The organism is Streptomyces sp. NBC_00370, assembly GCF_036084755.1.
Classification (GTDB): domain Bacteria; phylum Actinomycetota; class Actinomycetes; order Streptomycetales; family Streptomycetaceae; genus Streptomyces.
In genome coordinates, this window is sequence record NZ_CP107968.1 from 6,537,977 (window position 1) to 6,557,024 (window position 19,048).

At 70.7% G+C, this 19,048-nt stretch carries 18 protein-coding genes; 11 read left to right on the forward strand and 7 right to left on the reverse strand.

Annotated elements, in window-relative coordinates:
* Positions 1 to 23 precede the first annotated feature (23 nt).
* Positions 24 to 1,055: a medium chain dehydrogenase/reductase family protein gene (locus tag OHS57_RS29235; protein WP_328583813.1), complete on the reverse strand. Its 1,032-nt coding sequence runs from the start codon at positions 1,053 to 1,055 to the stop codon at positions 24 to 26.
* A gap of 142 nt (positions 1,056 to 1,197) precedes the next feature.
* On the opposite strand from OHS57_RS29235, the gene OHS57_RS29240 reads away from it, so the two are divergent.
* Positions 1,198 to 1,902, forward strand: coding sequence for a TetR/AcrR family transcriptional regulator (locus OHS57_RS29240; RefSeq protein WP_328583814.1), 705 nt, complete (start codon positions 1,198 to 1,200; stop codon positions 1,900 to 1,902).
* Here the strand turns inward: OHS57_RS29240 and OHS57_RS29245 are convergent.
* Together OHS57_RS29245 and OHS57_RS29250 are read right to left on the reverse strand one after the other, a co-directional pair.
* Positions 1,889 to 2,926, reverse strand: coding sequence for a zinc-dependent alcohol dehydrogenase family protein (locus OHS57_RS29245; protein ID WP_328583815.1), 1,038 nt, complete (start codon positions 2,924 to 2,926; stop codon positions 1,889 to 1,891). The two genes, OHS57_RS29240 and OHS57_RS29245, sit on opposite strands and share 14 nt — an antisense overlap.
* A 127-nt stretch (positions 2,927 to 3,053) precedes the next feature.
* Positions 3,054 to 3,404, reverse strand: coding sequence for a PRC-barrel domain-containing protein (locus OHS57_RS29250; RefSeq protein WP_041983140.1), 351 nt, complete (start codon positions 3,402 to 3,404; stop codon positions 3,054 to 3,056).
* 365 nt (positions 3,405 to 3,769) lie between these two features.
* Between OHS57_RS29250 and OHS57_RS29255 the strand changes: the two genes are divergently transcribed.
* Together OHS57_RS29255 and OHS57_RS29260 are read left to right on the forward strand one after the other, a co-directional pair.
* Positions 3,770 to 4,366 (forward strand): hypothetical protein, encoded by a 597-nt coding sequence (locus OHS57_RS29255; RefSeq protein WP_328583816.1) that lies wholly within the window; start codon positions 3,770 to 3,772, stop codon positions 4,364 to 4,366.
* Positions 4,367 to 4,448: 82 nt separating this feature from the next.
* Positions 4,449 to 5,036 (forward strand): class F sortase, encoded by a 588-nt coding sequence (locus OHS57_RS29260; protein ID WP_443042987.1) that lies wholly within the window; start codon positions 4,449 to 4,451, stop codon positions 5,034 to 5,036.
* Positions 5,037 to 5,183: 147 nt separating this feature from the next.
* Here OHS57_RS29260 and OHS57_RS29265 read toward each other — a convergent pair whose 3' ends face one another.
* From OHS57_RS29265 to OHS57_RS29280, 4 genes are all read right to left on the reverse strand, one after another.
* Positions 5,184 to 6,050: an LLM class F420-dependent oxidoreductase gene (locus OHS57_RS29265; RefSeq protein WP_041983139.1), complete on the reverse strand. Its 867-nt coding sequence runs from the start codon at positions 6,048 to 6,050 to the stop codon at positions 5,184 to 5,186.
* A gap of 93 nt (positions 6,051 to 6,143) precedes the next feature.
* Entirely contained in the window at positions 6,144 to 7,088 is a 945-nt protein-coding gene (locus OHS57_RS29270) for an SDR family oxidoreductase (RefSeq protein WP_328583817.1), read from the reverse strand.
* A gap of 158 nt (positions 7,089 to 7,246) precedes the next feature.
* Positions 7,247 to 9,169 (reverse strand): ABC transporter ATP-binding protein, encoded by a 1,923-nt coding sequence (locus OHS57_RS29275; protein ID WP_328585196.1) that lies wholly within the window; start codon positions 9,167 to 9,169, stop codon positions 7,247 to 7,249.
* A gap of 282 nt (positions 9,170 to 9,451) precedes the next feature.
* On the reverse strand, positions 9,452 to 10,213 hold the full coding sequence (locus tag OHS57_RS29280) for an SDR family oxidoreductase (RefSeq protein ID WP_328583818.1): 762 nt from the start codon (positions 10,211 to 10,213) through the stop codon (positions 9,452 to 9,454).
* A 148-nt stretch (positions 10,214 to 10,361) separates the two neighbouring features.
* Between OHS57_RS29280 and OHS57_RS29285 the strand changes: the two genes are divergently transcribed.
* The 8 genes from OHS57_RS29285 to OHS57_RS29320 all read left to right on the forward strand — a co-directional run bounded on the left by OHS57_RS29285 (position 10,362) and on the right by OHS57_RS29320 (position 19,035).
* Positions 10,362 to 11,285, forward strand: a complete 924-nt coding sequence (locus OHS57_RS29285; RefSeq protein WP_328583819.1) for a LysR family transcriptional regulator — start codon at positions 10,362 to 10,364, stop codon at positions 11,283 to 11,285.
* A gap of 232 nt (positions 11,286 to 11,517) precedes the next feature.
* A complete protein-coding gene (locus OHS57_RS29290; RefSeq protein ID WP_328583820.1) occupies positions 11,518 to 12,531 on the forward strand; it encodes a LacI family DNA-binding transcriptional regulator in 1,014 nt (337 codons plus the stop codon).
* Positions 12,532 to 12,545: 14 nt separating this feature from the next.
* Positions 12,546 to 13,865 carry an ADP-ribosylglycohydrolase family protein gene (locus tag OHS57_RS29295; RefSeq protein ID WP_328583821.1) on the forward strand — a complete coding sequence of 440 codons (1,320 nt, stop codon included), beginning with the start codon at positions 12,546 to 12,548 and terminating at the stop codon, positions 13,863 to 13,865.
* Complete coding sequence (locus OHS57_RS29300) at positions 13,862 to 14,869, forward strand: nucleoside hydrolase (protein ID WP_052457157.1); 1,008 nt, start codon at positions 13,862 to 13,864, stop codon at positions 14,867 to 14,869. Before OHS57_RS29295 ends, OHS57_RS29300 begins: the two co-directional genes overlap by 4 nt.
* Before the next feature lie 33 nt (positions 14,870 to 14,902).
* Positions 14,903 to 16,264: an extracellular solute-binding protein gene (locus OHS57_RS29305; protein WP_041991969.1), complete on the forward strand. Its 1,362-nt coding sequence runs from the start codon at positions 14,903 to 14,905 to the stop codon at positions 16,262 to 16,264.
* 64 nt (positions 16,265 to 16,328) lie between these two features.
* Entirely contained in the window at positions 16,329 to 17,276 is a 948-nt protein-coding gene (locus OHS57_RS29310) for a carbohydrate ABC transporter permease (protein ID WP_328583822.1), read from the forward strand.
* A gap of 2 nt (positions 17,277 to 17,278) precedes the next feature.
* Complete coding sequence (locus tag OHS57_RS29315; protein ID WP_041991970.1) at positions 17,279 to 18,193, forward strand: carbohydrate ABC transporter permease; 915 nt, start codon at positions 17,279 to 17,281, stop codon at positions 18,191 to 18,193.
* Positions 18,190 to 19,035, forward strand: a complete 846-nt coding sequence (locus tag OHS57_RS29320) for a ribokinase (protein WP_328583823.1) — start codon at positions 18,190 to 18,192, stop codon at positions 19,033 to 19,035. The genes OHS57_RS29315 and OHS57_RS29320 overlap by 4 nt, the downstream gene beginning before the upstream one ends.
* Positions 19,036 to 19,048 lie beyond the last annotated feature (13 nt).

The window sequence follows — 19,048 nt, forward strand, 5'->3', positions numbered from 1 at the left end:
CTGCATCATCACATACGGCAACCCTAAGGGTTGAGCACGATCTTGCCGGCGACGGTGCCCGATTCGGCCAGCCGCATGGCGTCCGCGACGCTGGTCAGCGGCAGTTGGGCGGCGATCTGGGCGGTCACGTCACCCCGCTTCAGCGCCGCGAAGACCTGCGTGAGGTCGGCGCGCAGCCGGGCCCTGAACCGGTCCTTGCCCAGCGACCGCCCCGCCCAGATGTTGAAGAAGTAGGCGCGGCGGCGGTTGGGCAGCGCGTTCCACAGCCACACCCGGCCGAGCAGCTTGATCACCGGCCACTGCTTGGAGCCGGTGTCGTCGCGGGTGGAGGCGCTGCCGTACGAGACGAGCGTGCCGTCCGGCGCGAGGAGGCCCCAGGAGTCGACGACGCTCCGGCCGCCGACGTGGTCGAAGACGGCGTCCACACCGCCGGGGGCCAGTTCGCGCACCCGCGCCGCGACATTCCCCGCGCGGTAGTCGACGGGGACGACGCCCCGTTCCCGCAGGGCGTCGTGGTGGCGCTTCGACGCCGTACCGATCACCTTCACACCGGCGGCCTGTGCGAGCTGCACCAGGACCGAGCCGACACCGCCGTTGGCGCCGTGCACCAGGACGGTCTGCCCGGCGCGGACGCAGGCCTTGCGGTGCAGCATCTGCCAGGCGGTGATGCCGTTGACCACCACGGTCTCCGCCTCGGCGGCGCCGATCCCCTCGGGCACCTCCACCACGTCCGCCGCCTCGATCACCACATGGCTGGCCCAGCCGCCTACCTTGACCAGCGCGGCGACCCGGGTGCCGACCAGTCCCGGCTCGACGCCCTGGCCGGCCGTCAGCACCGTACCGACCACGTCGTAGCCGGGCACGAAGGGGAACGGCGGCTGGTCGTAGTACCGGCCGCGGCGCATCTGCTGCTCGGCGAAGGAGACCCCGGTCGCCTCCATCAGGACCACGACCTGGCCGGGGCCCGCGGAGGGGACGGCGCCGCGCCTGATCTGCAGTCCCTCCGGCTCGACCTTGCCGGGCAGGACGACCTCGACGAGTCCTTCGGTGCTCATGGCGACCTCCGCATGCTCTGTGATTCGTTATCGTGCTTCGCGTTAGTTAGAAGCTATAACGAAGGAGAGTGAGAGTCAATAGATCCAGTGATAGCCTCTAACTGGAGCTGGTGGATACGGGAGATGTGGAAGGTGGCAGGCCATGGCGGAGACGGGCACACGGACCCCGCGCGAGCGCTACCGCACGCAGGTGCGTGCGGAGATCAAGGAACGCGCGTGGGAGCAGATGGCCTCGGCCGGGGCGTCGGCGCTCTCCCTCAACGCCATCGCCAAGGGGATGGGCATGAGCGGACCCGCGCTCTACCGGTACTTCGCCGGCCGGGACGAGCTGATGACCGAGCTCATCAGGGACTCGTACCGCAGTCTCGCCGACGCCTTCGGCGCCGCCGCCGCATCGGGGCCCGACGTGGCCGCGCTGGCACACGCCCTGCGCGACTGGGCGCTCGCCGATCCGCAGCGGTACTTCCTCGTCTACGGCACGCCCGTGCCCGGGTATCACGCGCCCGCCGACATCACCGGGATCGCGGCCGAGATCATGGCGGCACTGCTCGACGCCTACACGGCGTCGGCGTCGCCCCCGTCCGTATCCGCGCCCCCGGACGGAGCGCCCACGGAAGCGCCCACCCGAGCGGCGACCACCTTCGACACACACCTCGAAGACCACAGGCAGTGGGCCGAAGGTCACCCCGCCCCGGTCGCCGCGCTGCGCCGGGCGCTGGCGTTCTGGACCCGGCTGCACGGCGTGCTGTCCCTGGAACTCGCGGGGCACTTCGCCGGGATGACCTTCGACCCCGCGCTGCTCTTCGAGGCCGAACTGGAAGGCCTGACCACGGTCACACCGGGTTGACGAGCACCTTCAGCGCCTCGCGGTCGGCCATGGCCCGGTAGCCGTCCGGCACCTCGTCCATGCTCACCGTACGGTCGAAGACCCGGCCCGGCTCGACCGTACCGTCCAGGACGTCGGGCAGCAGCTCCTCGATGTAGGCGCGGGCCGGGGCCACACCGCCGGTGAGGGTGATGTTGCGCAGGAAGACGGGGAAGTCCATCGGGACGTCCCGGTACTGCGGGGCGCCGACGCGGCTGATGGTGCCGCCGGACCGCACCACGCCCAGGGCGGTGTCGATGGCCGGCTTCAGGCCGACGCACTCCAGGACCGTGTGGGTGCCGTCACCATCGGTCAGCTCGCGGACCTTCTCGATGCCCTCGTCGCCACGCTCGGCGACGACATCGGTGGCGCCGAAGTCCTGGCCGAGATCCGTACGGTCCTTGTGCCGGCCCATGAGGATGATCCGCTCGGCGCCCAGCCGTTTGGCCGCCAGCACCGCCGAAAGACCCACGGCGCCGTCGCCGACGACCGTCACCGTCGTACGGGGTCCGACACCTGCGGTCACCGCGCAGTGGTGGCCGGTGGAGAACACGTCCGAGAGCGTCAGCAGCGACGGCAGCAGCGCGGAGTCCTCGCCGACGGGCAGCTTCACCAGCGTGCCCTGCGCCTGCGGTACCCGTACCGCCTCGCCCTGGCCGCCGTCCACGCCGTCGGATCCCCAGCCGCCGCCGTGCCGGCAGGAGGTCTGCAGCCCTTCCTGGCAGAAGTCGCAGGTGTTGTCGGCCCATACGAAGGGCGCCACCACGACGTCGCCGCGCTTCAGCCCCGACACCTCGGCGCCGGTCTCCTCCACCACGCCCAGGAATTCGTGGCCAATCCTGGCGCCCGTGTCGGAGGCTGGCCTGGAACCGTAGGGCCACAGGTCACTGCCGCAGATACAGGAGCGCAGTACGCGCACCACCGCGTCGGTGGGCTGCCGGATCTTGGGGTCGGGCACGTCCTCCACCCGTATGTCGCCTGCGCCGTAAATAAGAGTCGCTCGCATGAATTGCCTTTCGGTCCGCGGGTCGGTCCACCCGCCGACACTCGCCTGCCCCCGTCACGATCAACGGTGGCACGGGGTGGGGGCCAGGGCAACTGCCCTGGCCCCCACCCCGGATTACCGTCGCGCGTCAGGCGCGGTGCTCGCCGTAGTAGCCGCCGACCTGCTCGTGATAGCCCGCGTCACCGGTGTGCTTGTCCTTGTCGAACTCGGGCGCGTTCTTGATCTGGTCCTTGGTCCGGTCGACAAAGACCTTCTTGTCGTCGGTGTCGATGCGGCTGACGGTGCCGGCGGGCAGCAGGACGTGCTTCCCGAAGATCCATACGCCGGTGTCAACCACCAGGTAGGAGGAGCCCACCTCGTCGGAGTGCTTGTCGACCTTGCCGATGCTGCCGTCGGTCGCCTCGACCTTGAAGCCGGTCAGATCGGCGCCGGCGGAGTGGCCGGTCGTCGGCTGGTAACCCCAGATGTTGCTGCTCATAAAGATGGCTCCTCATTTGTTTATGGGCCACGGATAATCGTGCGTCCGTGGCGCGGCGGGTATTTGCTGATGAACCGCGTGCCCGGCGATTCCGGCCCTACACATCACTTCCGGCCGACTTCCGGCCGGCCGAAACCCGTACCGAAAAGAGACAGAAAAAGCAAAAGAAGATTTCGCCGTGTGCCCGGGAATTCCGTGGTCATGCGTCGCGGCGCGTGCTCGTCGCCGGCGCACCGGCGGTGTAGGCCGATCGAGTCGTTCTGCGGGCGCTTCCGCGTTGCGCGGTGGACTGGCGGGGCGTCAGGGCATTCAGTGACCCGGTGTCAGCCAGTATGACAATCGTTCTAACGCGAAAGAGGCCTCGAATGAGAATCCACGTGCGTGCGGACCGCGGTGGCGCGCGGCTCGGGTCGGCCCTTGTCGCCGCGGTGGCCGTGGGCGGCGTGTCCCTGATGGGCGCCGTGCCGGCTTCGGCGGCGCCCGGTGACAGCGGTGTGATCCGGATCCATGCCGCAGGGGTGCCGGCGGCGAACACGAGCGACGCGCCCAAGGTCTGCTCGTTCAACCTCTCGGCGGTCAACTTCCAGACCGTACCGTCCGTCACCTACACGATCTCCCCGCTCCCGAAGGCGGCAGGCAAGCCGACGCTGACGGGCCAGCTCGCGCTGAAGCAGGGCAAGGGCGCGACCCCGGACACCGCGCTGCCCGACGGCACCTACCAGCTCAGCTGGACCTTCCCCGGCGGAGTGCCCAAGCAGAAGACGTTCAAGGTCAACTGCGGCGGGGCCGGCGACGCGAAGCCGCAGGGTCCGGTGAGCGCGGGTGGCGGCGGCGTCCCGCCGATCGGCGGCGCCGGCGGCGGACACTCCACGGCGGGGCCGCTGCTCGCGGCGACCGCCCTGGGTACGGCCGCGCTGTTCGCGGTGCGGTGGGCCCGCCGGCGTATGCCCAGTGCGGCATAACGAGCGCCCTCGTCGTCGCCGTCGCCGGGGCCCCAGCCGCGCGTGCCGCCTGGCCATCACGCTCAGCGTGTGCTCGCTGCTGGTGACCGGAGTCGTGAAGGGGTGCGGCGGCGAGGAGCCCGCCGCCGCACCCCAGCTCGGCAAGGCGCGCGCCGCGGGGGCCGCCGTCACCGCACACGCCCGACCGGTGGTCAACCACGCTCCGCTGCCGCCGTCTGCGCCCAAGAAGGTGGCGGTGCCGGGCATCATGATCGAGGCTCCGGTCATGCGACTGTCCCTCGCCCGGGACGGCCGGCTCGGTACGCCGCCGATGAGCAAGCCGCGCTGGGTCGGCTGGTACGCGGCCGGCCCGTCCCCCGGCGAACGGGGAACAGCCGTCGTCGTGGGGCACCGTGACACCACGACGGGCCCCGCGATCTTCCTCAACCTCAACGCGCTGCACCCCGGTGACCTCGTCAAGGTGCGGCGGGCCGACCACCGTACGGCGGTCTTCACGGTCGACTCCGTGAAGACGTACACGCGGGGGTCGTTCCCGAACCGGCAGGTCTACGGCGACACGGGCCGCGCCGAACTCCGGCTCCTCACCTGCGGCGGCCGGTTCGACCACAAGAAGGGCTACTCCGCGAACGTCGTGGTCTTCGCCCACCTCACCGGCGTCACCACCCCGTGACCGTGGTGTCCACCTCGACCCACGGCGCGTCCACCGCGACCCGGTCGAACGCGTCATGGGTCAGGGCGTGCGGCGGCTGTCGTCGCATCCACCTCACCCGCGGCGCCGTGGGTGGATTCGGCCGTGCGGGTCAGGCGGCTGTGTCTGTCAGATGTCGGCGAGGCGGGGAATGACGGTCCTGCCGATCGTCTCGATGTATTCGACCGGGTCCGGGGTCCCCGGCATCACCTGGACGTGATCGACGCCGAGCCGCGCGTACTGTTCCATCTCTGCGAGGAACCCGTCGGGGTCGGCGAACGGGTCCCCGCCCAGGATGGTCTTCTCGATCTCGGCGATGTCGCGGCCCTCGCGCTCACAGTGCTCGGCCAGCACCCGCAGCTTGTGGGCGACTTCGTCGGGGGTCGTGGCGAACAGGTTGCACGCGTCCCCGTACTTGGCGACCAGACGCAGCGTCTTCTTCTCGCCGCTGCCGCCGATCAGGATCGGCGGGTGCGGCTGCTGCAGCGGGCGCGGGGAGCAGATCGTCTCGGCGAGCTGGTAGTGCCGCCCGTTGTACGGGCCTTCGTCGTCGCTCCACATCTGGCGGACGATCTGCAGCGTCTCCTCCAGCAGTTCGAAGCGCTCGGCGACCGGTGGGAACGTCACACCGTACGCGCGGTGTTCGCGCTCGTACCAGGCCGCCCCGATGCCCAGCATCGCGCGGCCCCCGGACAGTACGTCCAGGGTCGTCACGGTCTTCGCCAGCAGCGCGGGGTTGCGGTACGTCACACCCGTGACCAGCAGGCCGAGCCGTACGCGGCTGGTCCTCGCCGCCAGGAAACCGAGGGAGGTGTACCCCTCCAGCATCGGGTCCTGGGCGGTGGCCAACTGCTCCATCTGGAGCCAGTGGTCCATGAGTGTGACCCAGGCACAGCCCGCGTCGTCGGCGCTCTCGGCGGCCTTGGCCAAGGTTTCGGCGAGCGAGGGCGCGCCCCCCGGCAGGGTGTGGTTGGCGAAATGGATGCCCAGTTTCACGGCGATTCCTCTGTCTGTGGTCGTGACGTGTCTGTAGTCGTGACGCCGGCCCGGTCCTGCGCGGCGTCGTCAGCAAGAGCCTGGCACTTCCGATCAGCCGGCGGGGAAGCTGACACGGGTCAGATCCTCAGAAACTGTCCACATCCGTGTCGCTTCGGCCTCGTCGCGCGCGGGCTTGTAGACGTCCTGCTCGGCGGGTGCGCCGCCGAGGTGCTGGAAGCCGCTCGGCCCGTAGAAGGCGCCGCCGCGCGCCGCCGGGCCGGTCGCCGCGTACAGCGAGGGCAGCGGACCGTCCTCCAGCGGCTGGAAGAGGAACCCGGCCCGGGCGAACGCGCGGATCAGCCTCAGCGGCGGCGCGTCCTTGGTCCTGCCCATGTGCGGCTGCGCGGCCAGCAGATTGCTGGGCGTGATGCCCGGGTGGGCCGCGTTGCTGGTGATGCCCCAGCCGCCAGCCCGGCTGCGCCGCTCCAGCTCCAGGGCGAACATCAGCACCGCGATCTTGGACTGACTGTAGGCGCGGCTGCCGTTGTACGAGTCTTTCCAGGCCAGGTCGTCCCAGTTGATGCCGCCGGTGCGCGCGCCGACGCTCGTCTGGGAGGTCACGCGCGCCGACCCCGCGCGCAGCAGCGGCAGGAGGTGGGCGGTGAGGGCGAAGTGGCCCAGGTGGTTGGTCCCGAACTGCAGCTCGAAGCCGTCCTCGGTCTCCTGACGGGCGGGCGGAGTCATCAAACCGGCGTTGTTGACAAGGATGTTGACGGGCCGGCCCTCGCCGTTGAGCGTCGCGCCGAGCGCGGCGACGGAGGCCAGCGACGCCAGGTCCAGTTCGCGGGTGGACACCTTCGCCGCGGGGTGGTCGGCCTTGATCCGCTCGACGGCCGCCGCGCCCTTGGCCGCGTTACGCACCGGCAGGACGACATCGGCCCCCGCCGCGGCGAGCCGCCCGGCCAGCCCGAGCCCGATCCCGTCGCTGCCGCCGGTCACCACGGCCAGCTTGCCGGACAGCTCGGGCACGGTGAGATCAAGCGTGGAACGGGACATCAGCTGCTCCTTCATGATCACGGCCGGAACAGCCCCTTTACCCGTATGTCCAAGGGAATTACCGGCCCTCACGGACAACACTCGCGCGGTCGCGCACATGGATGAAGGCACAACAGATCCAGGGACCGCCGATCCCCCCTTCGCGCGCGTGCCGGAGGTCAGCCGCCGGCGGGGGCGTACTGCGCGGCCTGCGCGGCGAACATCGCGGCGTACCGCCCCTGGGCTGCGACGAGTTCGTCGTGGCTGCCGTGCTCGGTCAGCCGTCCGTGGTGCAGGACGTAGATACGGTCGGCATGGCGGACGCCGGACATGCGGTGGGTGACGAGGACGACGGCCCGGTGCGGCGCGGTGAGCCTGCGGATACGGTCGAACGCGGCGATCTCGGCCTCCGGGTCGAGGGCGGAGGTCGGCTCGTCCACGATGAGGACGCTGTCGGCCTGTGACGTCGAACTGCGCCAGTGGGTACGGGCCAGGCCCACCTTCTGCCACTCACCGCCGGACAGTTCGCTGGCCCCGCGGAACATCAGCGCCAGCAGGCTCCGCAGGCCGTCGGGCAGTTTCTCGATGACCGGTCCCGCTCCCGCGTAGTCGATGGACGGCTGGAGGTCGCCGGGGGCCGCCTCGTGGGACGGCCGGCCGATGCGGATGTTCAACGCCGCTGTCACGGGCCAGCGTTGGAAGTCCTGGGTGAGCAGGGAGACCCGGTCGAAGACCTCGGAACGGTCCAGCGAGGCCACATCGGCGTCGCCCCACAACACACTTCCGCCCTGCGGGAGCAACAGCCCCGACAGCACCTTCATCAGTGTGCTCTTGCCCGAACCGTTCTCGCCGACCACGGCGGTGACCGAGCCCATCGGCAGGGTGAGCGACACTCCGTCCAGGGCGGGGAAGTCACGGTCCGGGTAGCGGTATGTGACGTCGGCGAGGACGACTTCCCTTACCCGCAGGGGAACGGGATCGCCGCCGCCGGGGATGGTGCGCCGCTTCGCCTCGGCCAGGAAGCGGGAGTGGTCGCGCACGTACAGCGACTCCTCGTGCAGTGTGTTGAGTTGCATCACCAGGGCGCCCAGGCTCGCCGACCCGGAGCGTACGGCGATCACGGCGGTGCCGGCGACGGCCAGGCTCATGTGCCCGCTGACGGTCAGCCAGAACATGGCGCCGTACGTCGCCGCCATGGCCACCCCGGACAGTGCCGCGGCCACCCACTCGGTGACGGCCTTGCTCGCCGCCAGCCGCTCCTGCTCCGCCTCGGCGCTCTCGGCCATGCGCTCGTAACGGCTGAGCAGGAAGCGCCCGACGGCGTGGATGCGCACTTCCTGGGCGGCGGTGCGTTCGGTGAGCAGATTGCCGATGAGCCGGCTGGCCCGGACATGCTCGATCCAGCTCATGGCCGACACGTACCGCTCCTGCGCCACGCGCATCGCACCCCAGCCGCGCGGCGCCGCGATGAGGATCAGCATGGGCAGCAGGAGCGGATGCAGGATGGTCAGGACACCGGCCGTGGAGACCAGCGAGATGGTGCCGTTCAGCGCGGCCACACAGGCCCCGATCATGCGGCTCGCGGATGCGGCGCCGTACTGGGCGACGTCGATCAGCCGGCGGAACTGCGGGTCCTCGATGGCCTCCAGCTCCACCGAGGCCGCTGCGGCCAGGTACTGCGTCGTGGCGATCCGCTCCACGAGAGGTTCCAGCCGTCCTGCCCGCGAGGTGGACCAGCCGGCCAGCGCCGAGTTGACGACGGCGGCCCCGGCGCCGGCGAGCACGCCGGGCAGCAGCGCGTGCAGCCGCTCCACCGTTGTGCCCGCGCCGAGCAGCGCGTGCATGACGGCGTTGACCGCGAGCAGTCCGACGGCGGCCGCCACGCCCTGGCCTATCTCGCTGACGGCGACGGCGAGCAACGCCCGCCGGTCCGCGTGCCACGCGATCCGCAGGGTCGCCCCGACGAGCCTCGGCATCGAGCGCAGAGCGGACAGCAGGGTCAGGTCGAGCGCTGCGTGCTCGTGCTGGGACCAGCCCATGTCGTACCGTAACGGGCCGCCGAACAGCTCCTGTTCGGCGTCGGAGACCTGCGGCTCGGCCATCCGTACGCGTCCGAAGAGTCTTCTCACGGGCTGCCTCCCAGAGCGGATCCGCCGGCGCCTGTCGGCGGTTCGCGAAGAGCCGTCGTCGCGAAAGCCGTCGCCGTGACAGCGCTACCCGGAGGACGGGCCGGGCAGTCCGGGGCCCGGAGGCGGCAGGCGGTCGCACGGGAGCATCACGCGGCGCGCGGGCGCCGGGACCGTGGCGGCGCCGGGACCGTCACGCCGGTGGGCACGTCGCGGCGGTGGGCCCGCATGGAAGGCCGGTCGGAGTGACGGAGCCGGTCAGATCTGGGCGTGCCCGCCGTCGGCGAAGAGTTCGGCCCCGTTGACGAAGCTCGACGCGTCCGACGCCAGGAACAGCGCCGCCGTGGCGATCTCGGCAGGGTCGGCGACCCGGCCCAGCGGGACCTTCGCCGCGAAGGAGTCCAGCAGCTCCTGTTCCTGACCGGGCTCGGCAAGTCCGAGGAGACCAGGGGTCTTTGTGGGGCCCGGGGTCAGGACGTTGACCCGGATACCGCGTCCCCGCAGGTCGACCGCCCAGCTGCGGGCGAAGCTCCGCACGGCGGCCTTGCTCGCCGCGTAGACGCTCATGCCGGGCCCGTCGACCCTGGTCGCCGTGGTGGAGCCGATGAGGATCACCGAAGCGCCGTGCTCCATCAGCGGGAGTGCCTGTTGCACGGTGAAGAGCAGGCCCTTGACGTTGGTGTCGAACGTGGCGGCGTAGTGCTCCTCGGTGATCGTCCCCAGCGGCGCGCCACCGCCGCCTCCCGCGTTGGCGACCAGGATGTCCAGCCGGCCCTCGTGCTCCTCGACGGTCCGGTACAGGGCGTCGACCGCGGCGAGGTCGGCCACGTCGGTGCGTACACCCGAGGCGCGTGGGCCGATCGCAGCGACCGCGGCGTCCAGCTCCGCCTGTCTGCGGCCGGTGATGTACACGCGGGCGCCCGCCGCGGCGAGCGCTGCGGCGATGGCGTGGCCGATACCCGAGGAGCCCCCGGTGACGAGGGCGGTCTTGCCGTCGAACGATGCGGCTGGTGCGGTCATGGCGATTCTCCGTGACGGGACAGACGGGACGGACAGGACAGACGGGACGTAGGTCGAGCAGGTCGTCCCCCCACTGTCACGCCGAGCATCGATCACGTCCAACGATGGCTCATGCTGGGCGTCAGCACCGCGAGCGATAATAAAAGCCATGGAACTACGCCATCTCGAATACTTCCTCGCCGTTGCCGACACCGCCAGTTTTACGCGCGCGGCGAGCCGGCTGAACGTCGTCCAGTCGGGGGTGTCCGCCACGGTCAAGTCGCTGGAACGGGAGCTGGGTTCGGCCCTGTTCGTGCGCAGTCCCCAGGAGATCACCCTGACGGCCGCCGGGCGCGCCTTCCTGCCCCGGGCGCGGGAGACACTGGACGCTGCACGCGCCGCCAAGGACGCCGTCCACCGGACCCAGGGCGCCCTGCACGGCACGGTCACGGTCGGCACACTGACCTCGATCGACCTGGTCGACCTGCCCGGACTGCTGGCCGAGCTGCACGAGCGGCATCCCGGTGTCACGGTCCGGCTCAGGGCCGCGGTGGCGGGCTCGCTGGGCCTCGTCGACCACCTGCGCGACGGGCGGCTCGACGTGGCGTTCCTGTCCCTGCCGGGTCCCTCGCCCGCAGGCCTGGACACCAGGCCGCTGGCCGTCGCGCCCCTGCTGCTCTACGTGCCCCGGGTCCACCCGCTGGCCGGCGCCGGCCAGGTCTCCCTGGCGCAACTGGCCGAGTTCCCGTTCGTGGACTCCCCGCCGGGCTTCGGCAACCGCATCGTGGTCGACCGGGCCTTCGCCTCCGCGGGGGTGGAGCGGGAGGTGACCCTGGAGGTCGCCGACATCGGAACCGCCGTCACGTTCATTCGCGCCGGGCTCGGCATCGGCTTCCTCAGCCGCTTCCTCATCCACGACCTGACGGGGCTCGACGTCCTGCGGGTCGCCGACCACGAACTGACCTGGCAGCTCGGCGTCGCCACCGCAGCGAACCGCCGCCCCGGCGCGACCACCGAGGCCCTCCTCGACCTGCTCCGCGAGCGGCACCCCGCCCTGCGGCAGCTGGGCGGACCGGACGACGACAGGTCGTAGCCGCCCTGCCCTCATGTCCTGCCGTCTCGTCCTGCCCTCATGTCCGGCGCTCCCATCCGGCGCTCCTCTCCGGCCCTGCTTCCGGCGGTGTCGGATTTCAGGCGGTCCGCCTCTTGACTTCTCCGCGTCATCTGGGTGACTGTTGCTCCCGATAAGCAAACCGGTTTGCAAACGAGGAGTGCAGATGGCGGAGACGGGCGGTACGCCTGAGGCGGTCCCTGGGCAAACCGGTTTGGAGACTGAGGAGTCAAAAGGGCCCGCCACCATCTCGGACGTCGCCGCGCGGGCCGGAGTGAGCAAGACGACCGTCTCGCACGTGCTCTCCGGCCGGCGCCCGGTCTCCGAAGCCACCCGCCGCAAGGTGATGCGGGTGGTCGAGGAGATGGGGTTCCAGCAGAACTTCTTCGCACTCGGCCTGTCGGGCCGCCGCAGTCAGACCATCGCCTTGGTCGTCCAGGACCTGACCAACCCGTTCTATCCCGCCCTCGCCCGTGGCCTGCAGCAAGCGGTGGGTGAGCGCGAGTACGTCGTGCTCCTGGCGGACGTCGGAGCCGGCACGCCCCCCATCGAGGCCTTCCTCAACGAGGCAGTGCAGCGCCGGGTGGACGGGGTCGTCGTCGCCGCCGTCGACGTACCGGACCGGATGCTGGAACCGCTGCTCGGCTCGGGCGCCCGGGTGGTGACCGTCGGCTCGCCCCGGCACGGCACCTCCACCGACGTGGTGTCGTCCGACGACGAGCGGATCGCCGCCGACGCCGTCAGCTACCTGCACGGACAGGGCCATCGGACCCTGGGCATCATCTCGGGACCCAGCCGGGTCGCCCCCGGCTCCGCGCGTCTCGGCGGCTACCGGCAGGCCCTGCGCGACCACGGCCTGCGGCCCCTGCGGGCCGCCGAGGCGGAGGGGGACTGGACGCGGGAGTCCGGGGCCAAGGCGATGAACCAGCTCATGGACCTGGAGCGACGGCCCACCGCCGTGTTCTGCGCCAACGACCTCATGGCGATCGGCGCGCTCGACGCGGCCCGTTCGCTCGGGCTCGCCGTCCCCGCCGATGTCGCCGTCCTCGGGGTGGACGACATCGACGCGGCCAGCCTCGTCAGCCCTTCCCTGACCACGGTGCGGGTCCCCGCCCAGGAGATCGGGCGGGTGGCGGGCGAGCTGTTGCTCGGCCGCATAGACGACCCCTCGGGAACGCCCCGCCGCGTCCTGGTCCAGCACCACCTCGTTCATCGCGAATCTGCCTGAGGAGCTCACCGCTCGTGCACGACGTACTCGACCCACGCGATCTCGTCCCCGACGAAGCCGAACAGCTTCTGTCGTCGGGCCACGCCGCAGAAGAACTGCTGGCGGCGGCCCGCCGGGCCGCCGCCGCCGACGACCTCGCCGGACTCGCCTCCGTGGCGGCCGCCCTCGCCGCCCTGCCGCGCTCCGCCAGCTGGGACTTCGACGAACCGTCCGACGCCGAGGAGATATGGGCGGCGCTCGCCCCGCCGGCAGCCGCGCGGCCCGCCGCACCGGAACAGCTGCCCGGCCGACTGGCCGGTGCCTGGCTGGGACGGTGTGTGGGCAACACGATGGGCAAACCCGTCGAGGGCCTGACCCGCGACGAAGTCGGCATCTACCTGCGGGCCGTCGGCCAGTGGCCGCAGACCGGATTCATCCCGCTGCTGGACACACTGCCCGCCGGTGTCAGCCACCTCCACGAATCGGCTCCGTTCGCCGCGGCCGGCCGCTTCGACGCCGTCCCGAGGGACGACGACCTGGACTGGACGATCCTCGGCCTGCACCTGCTGGAGACGTACGGGCGCGGCCTGACGACCGAGGACATCGGCCGCGAGTGGCTGGACCGCGTTCCCTTCACCCAGACGTTCACGGCGGAGCGCGCCGCGTACCGCAACCTCATCCGGGGCCTGCGCGCACCCCGCACGGCCACCCACGACAACCCGTACCGCGAGTGGATCGGCGCGCTGATCCGCACCGACATCTACGGCTACGTACAGCCCGGCGACCCCCGTGCCGCGGCGAAGATGGCGCTGACCGACGCGGTCCTGTCGCACACCGCCAACGGCATCTACGGTGCGATGTGGTCCGCGGCGCTGAACGCCGAGGCGCTGGTGTCCACCGAGCCGATCGACGCCCTGCGGGCCGCGCTCACCGTCGTCCCACCGCGCTCGCGGCTGTACACGAGCCAGGCCGAGCTGCTGCGCATGGCCGAGCGGGGCGCCACCGGCGAGACGGTGCAGCGCTGGATCGACAGCGAACTCGGCCATTACAACTGGGTGCACACTGTCAACAACGCCGCCATCATCGCCGCCGCTCTGCTGTGGGGTGAGGGCGACTTCGTACGCAGCATCGCCCTCGCCGTCGGCGCGGGCCGTGACACCGACTCGACGGCCGCCACGGTCGGCAGTGTGTTCGGTGCCCTGCACGGTGTGGACGCCGTCCCCGGCCGGCTGGTGGAACCCACCGGGGGAGTGGTCCGCAGCGCCGTACGCGGCTTCGACCGGATCACCGTCACCGAACTCGCCGCACGGACGGAAGCCGTTCGTACCACCTTCGAACAGGATGTGCCCGCATGACCACCGCACGCAGGATCGTGATCGACACCGACCCAGGTCTGGGCGAACCCGGCTCCGACATCGACGACGGCCTGGCCATCGCGCTGGCCCTGCGGTCGCCCGAACTGACCGTCGAGGCACTGACCGTCGTCAACGGCAACGTCGACGTCGACACGGGGGTCGACGTCGCCCGCCGGCTGACCCAGCGGCTCGGCCACCCCGGCCTCCCCGTCCTGCGCGGCGCCGACCGCCCGCTGCTGCGGGACATGGCTCCACTGCGCGCCCTGTTCGACGACGTCGTCGGTGACCGGCCCGCCGTCCCCACGGCGGCGGCCGACCGGCTCGGACCGACCAGCGACCTCACCGCCGCCGCGTATCTCGTGGAGCTGGCAGCCGCGCATCCCGGCGAGATCACGGTGGTCGCCATCGGCCCCATGACCAATCTCGCGCTGGCCCTGCGACTCGACCCCGGGTTCGCCCAGAACGTGGCGGAAATCGTCATGATGGCCGGCTCCGCCACCGGCTACGCCCAGAACATCACCGTCGTCGGCGACTTCAACGCCTACGTCGACCCCGAGGCACTCGCGATGGTCCTCGCCAGCGGCGCCGAGCTGCGCATGGTGGGCATCGACCAGACCTCCCGGGTACGGCTCACCCGCGACGACGCCGCCGTACTGTCCCGCGGTGACTCCTTCGGCCGCTGGGCCGGGGAGTGCGCGCTGGCCTGGATCGACTTCCTGGCCAGGGCCTTCCCGCTGCGCGAGGAACACAGGGACGCGTGTTTCCTGCACGACCCCCTCGTCGTGGCGGCCGTGGCCGACCCGTCCCTGTGCACGTGGGCCGACGCCCACGTCGCCACCGACACCACCAGCGAACTCGCCCGGGGCCTGGTCGTCGCCGACCGCGGACTCGCCCTCGCCCCGCCCCCCGGACCCCCCAACGCCTCGGTCGCCGTCGACACCGACGTGCCTGGCTTCGGCCGCCTCTTCCTCGATCGCCTCACCGGTACGTCCGCCGGCGATTGACCCGTCATCCCATGACCGTCAGAGAGGACCGTCATGAAGCTTCCCACCCTTCCCCGCCCCGCCAGGGCCGGAACACAACTCGCCGTCGGCGCGATCGCCACGGCCCTGCTGGTCGCGGGCTGCGGATCCGGCTCCGACTCGTCCGGCGGCGGACAGAAGCCCGCGGGCCTCACCGCCGCCGACAGCCTCAAGGACCCGGCGAAGCCGGTCACCATCAACTACGCCGGCGCCGCGTACTCGGCCGACGACATCAAGCCGGTGCTCGCCGCCTTCCACAAGGAGCACCCGAACATCACCGTCAACTACCAGGCGGTGCCGTTCGACCAGTTCAACAGTGTGCTCAGCACCCGGCTGAGCCGCCGGGACTCGACGCTCGACCTGTACGACGTCGACATGCCGCGCACCGACGCCTACCAGGCACGGGGCTGGCTCACCGACCTGACGTCGGCGTTCCCCGACATGGCAGGCAAGGTCGACAAGACGTCACTGCAGGCGGCGACCAGCGACGGAAAGCTCGTCGCCATGCCCTTCCAGACGTCGAGCCAGCTGCTCTTCTACAACAAGACGCTGCTGAAGAAGGCCGGCATCCCCTTCCCCTCGGCGAAGCCAGCCGACCGGCTGACCTGGGAGGCGGTGACCGCCGACGCGAAGAAGACCCAGCAGGCAGGCGCCAAGTGGGGCCTGCTGTTCGACCAGGTCAACCGCTACTACCAGCTGCAGCCCCTGGCCGAGAGCCTGGGCGGCGGCCCGGGCGCCGGCGGGGACAAAAACCTCACGCCCAAGCTGGAGACCGCGGGCTGGGAGAAGGCGATGACCTGGTACGGCTCGCTGTACAAGGACAAGGTCTCCCCGCGCGGCGTACCGGTCGCCCAGACCCCGGAGCTGTTCGCCTCGGGCCAGGTGGCCTTCTTCCCCGGCGGCCCCTGGTGGGGACCCCAGTTCGCGTCCAACGCCAAGCTGGACTTCGGCGTCACCGCCTACCCGTACTTCAAGGGCGGCAAGGCGGCCACACCCACCGGTGGCTGGTCGCTCGGGCTGAACCCCGCGAGCAAGAAGGCGGTCGCCTCCGAGATCTTCATGAAGTTCATGGCCCTCGACAAGGGCGGCTTCGCCCAGTACATGCCCAGCCTCACCGTGCCGCCCTCCAACACGGCCGGTACGGCGACCTTCTACGACGAGAAGGTCTTCAAGGACCCCCGCATGGCGGGCGCCGTCGACCTGACCAAGTACGAACTGGCCAACACGGCCACGCTGCGCGCCAGGACCGCCGGCTACGTCGAGTTCGAGGACACCCTGTCCAAGACCTTCGACGACATCAGTAACGGCGCCTCCGCGAGCAGCGCCCTGTCCTCCGCCACCAGCACGATCAACCAGGCGTGGGCCAAGTACCGCTGACCCATGTGAACCGACCGGCCGGGGCGGGCCGACCAAGCCCCGGCCGGCGGGAGGGACTCCCGCAATGACACTCACCACGCACCCTCCGGACGCCGGAGAGACGGCTCCCGCGCCACGCCGTAAAGGCACACTTCACCGGCGCAGGCTCGTAGGCAATCTCAGCGCAGCCGCCATCTTCCTGACGCCCGCCCTCACGCTCATCATCGTGCTGCGGCTCATCCCGGTCATCCAGGCCGTCAACGACGCCACGCACACCAGTCTCCCCGGCAGCACACTGCCGCCGAGCTTCGTGGGCCTGGACAACTTCACGGCGCTCTTCTCGTCCCACGCCTTCTGGTCGTCCGTCCAGCAGACCTTGATCTTCAACGTCATCGTCAACCCGCTGCAGATCGTGCTGGCGCTCGCCCTCGCCGTGCTCCTCACCCAGAACCTGCCGGCCACCGGCATCTGGCGCACACTGATCTTCCTGCCCGCCGCCGTCCCGATGACCGGGTCCGCGGTGGTGTGGGGGATCGCGCTCCGCCCGGACGGTCCGGTCAACGCGGCGCTCACCGGCGTCGGCATCCACCAGCAGCCCTTCCTCACCGGACAGGGCCAGGTGGTGGCGAGCCTCATCCTCATCGCCAGCTGGATCGGCGTCGGCTACTGGATGATCTTCCTCATCGCGGGTCTCAACGACATCCCGACCGTGTACTACGAAGCCGCCGCCATCGACGGAGCGGGCCCGCTCCGTCGCTTCTGGTCGGTGACGCTTCCGCTGCTCCGCAGGCCGCTGCTGTTCGTCCTGGTCGCCGACACCGTCTCGAACTTCGTCCTGTTCGCGCCCATGCAGATCCTGACCGACGGGGGACCGCAAGGAAAGTCGAACTTCCTGATGTACGACATCTTCCACAACAGCTTCGAGCTCGCCGATCCGCACACCGCCGCCGCGGAACTGCTGGTGCTGCTCGCCCTGATGATCGTCATCGTCGCGGTCCAGTTCCGGCTGCTGCGCAGCGTCGAGGAGAGCTGATCATGAACCGCACCCCGCTCCCGAACCCTGTCAGGCCCGCGGCTTCCGCGTCCGGCCGCACGGGTGACACCGGTCGTACGGGGCACACCGGCCGCACCGGCCGGATCGTGCTGGCCGTCGTCGCCGTCGTCGTGGGCCTCGCCTTCCTGCTGCCGGTCCTCTGGCTCATCGCCAGCACGTTCCGCGGCGCCACCGAAACCTTCGCCAACAGCTCCTCCCTCAACTGGCACATGCTGTGGCCCGAGCACTGGACGTTCCACAACATCCGCTCCGCGGTCGACAACGGCTTTCTGCGCAACCTCTCCAACAGTGTGATCGTGGCGGCCGTGACCGTCGTCCTCGGCATCGTGATCTCCGCGATGGCGGCCTTCGCCCTGGCGGTCGTCGACTTCCCCGGCCGCAAGTTCGTCTTCGGCATGGTCGTGCTGAGCTTCCTCGTCCCCTTCGAGGCCATCGCCATCCCGTTGGCGCACACGTTCAGCGACTGGGACCTGACCAACAGCATTCCCGCCCTCGTCCTGCCCGGACTCGGGAACGGTCTTGCCATCTTCACCCTCCGTCAGTTCTTCCTGGGGATCCCGTCCGAACTGGCCGAGGCGGCGCGTGTCGACGGCGCCGGGTGGCCCAGGATCTTCCTGAAGATCTATCTGCCGCTGACCCGGCCGGCCCTCATCGGCACCGGTCTGATCCTCTTCCTCTTCCAGTGGCAGGCCTATCTGTGGCCCATCCTCGTCACCACCAGCGACGGGAAGGACCTCGCCCCCGTCGCCATCGCCAAGACCTTCAACGCGTTCAGCACCGACTACGGCCGCGTCTTCGCCGAGACAGCCGTGCTGGCGGTCATTCCCGCCGTGATCCTGCTCGGTCTGCAGCGCTACTTCGTCGCATCGGTCGCCACCACCGGGAGCAAGAATTGAGCCGCGTAGCCGTGGTCGGATCCGCGAACCTCGACCTCGTCGCCCGTACGCCCCGTCGCCCCGGCGCGGGCGAGACGGTCCTGGGCACCGACTATCGCCGGCACCCCGGGGGCAAGGGCCTCAACCAGGCGGTCGCCGCGGCGAGCGTCACAACGACGGCGTTCGTCGGGTGCCGCGGGTCCGACGACGCGGGCCGGGCGCTGGAGGCCGAGCTCGTACGACGGGGCGTCGACACCTCGCAGTTCGCCGTACGGGGAGAGTCCAGCGGCCTCGCCCTGATCACGGTCACGCCCGACGGTGAGAACAGCATCACCGTGCTCCCCGAGGCCAACAACCTGCTGCTGCCCGACGACGTCACCCGCGCACTCGACGCCCTCGCTCCGCGGCTCGTACTGACCCAGTTGGAGATCCCGCAGGCGACGACGGAGGCCACGGCGCGCTGGACGGTGGCGCGCGGCGCCCGGCTGATGGTCAACGCCAGCCCCAGCGCCCCGCTGCCCGAGCATGTCCTGGCCGCCGCGGATCCCCTCATCGTCAACGTCTCCGAAGCACACCATCTGACGGCCGCCGGCACACCGGCGGAAGCAGCGGCCCGACTCGCGGAGCGATGTGTTTCCGTCATCGTCACGCTCGGCTCCGACGGCGCGCTCGTCGTGGCGGACGGACGGACGACCCACCTGCCCGCACCGGCGCTGACACCGGTCGACACCACGGGGGCGGGTGATGTGTTCGCCGGTGTCACGGCGGCCCGTCTCGTCAACGGAAGCAGCCTCGTCGATGCGGCCCAGCAGGCCACCCAGGCAGCGGCCGAGGCGATCCGCACCCCGAGGGCCGGACGATAGGACCCGCACCTCT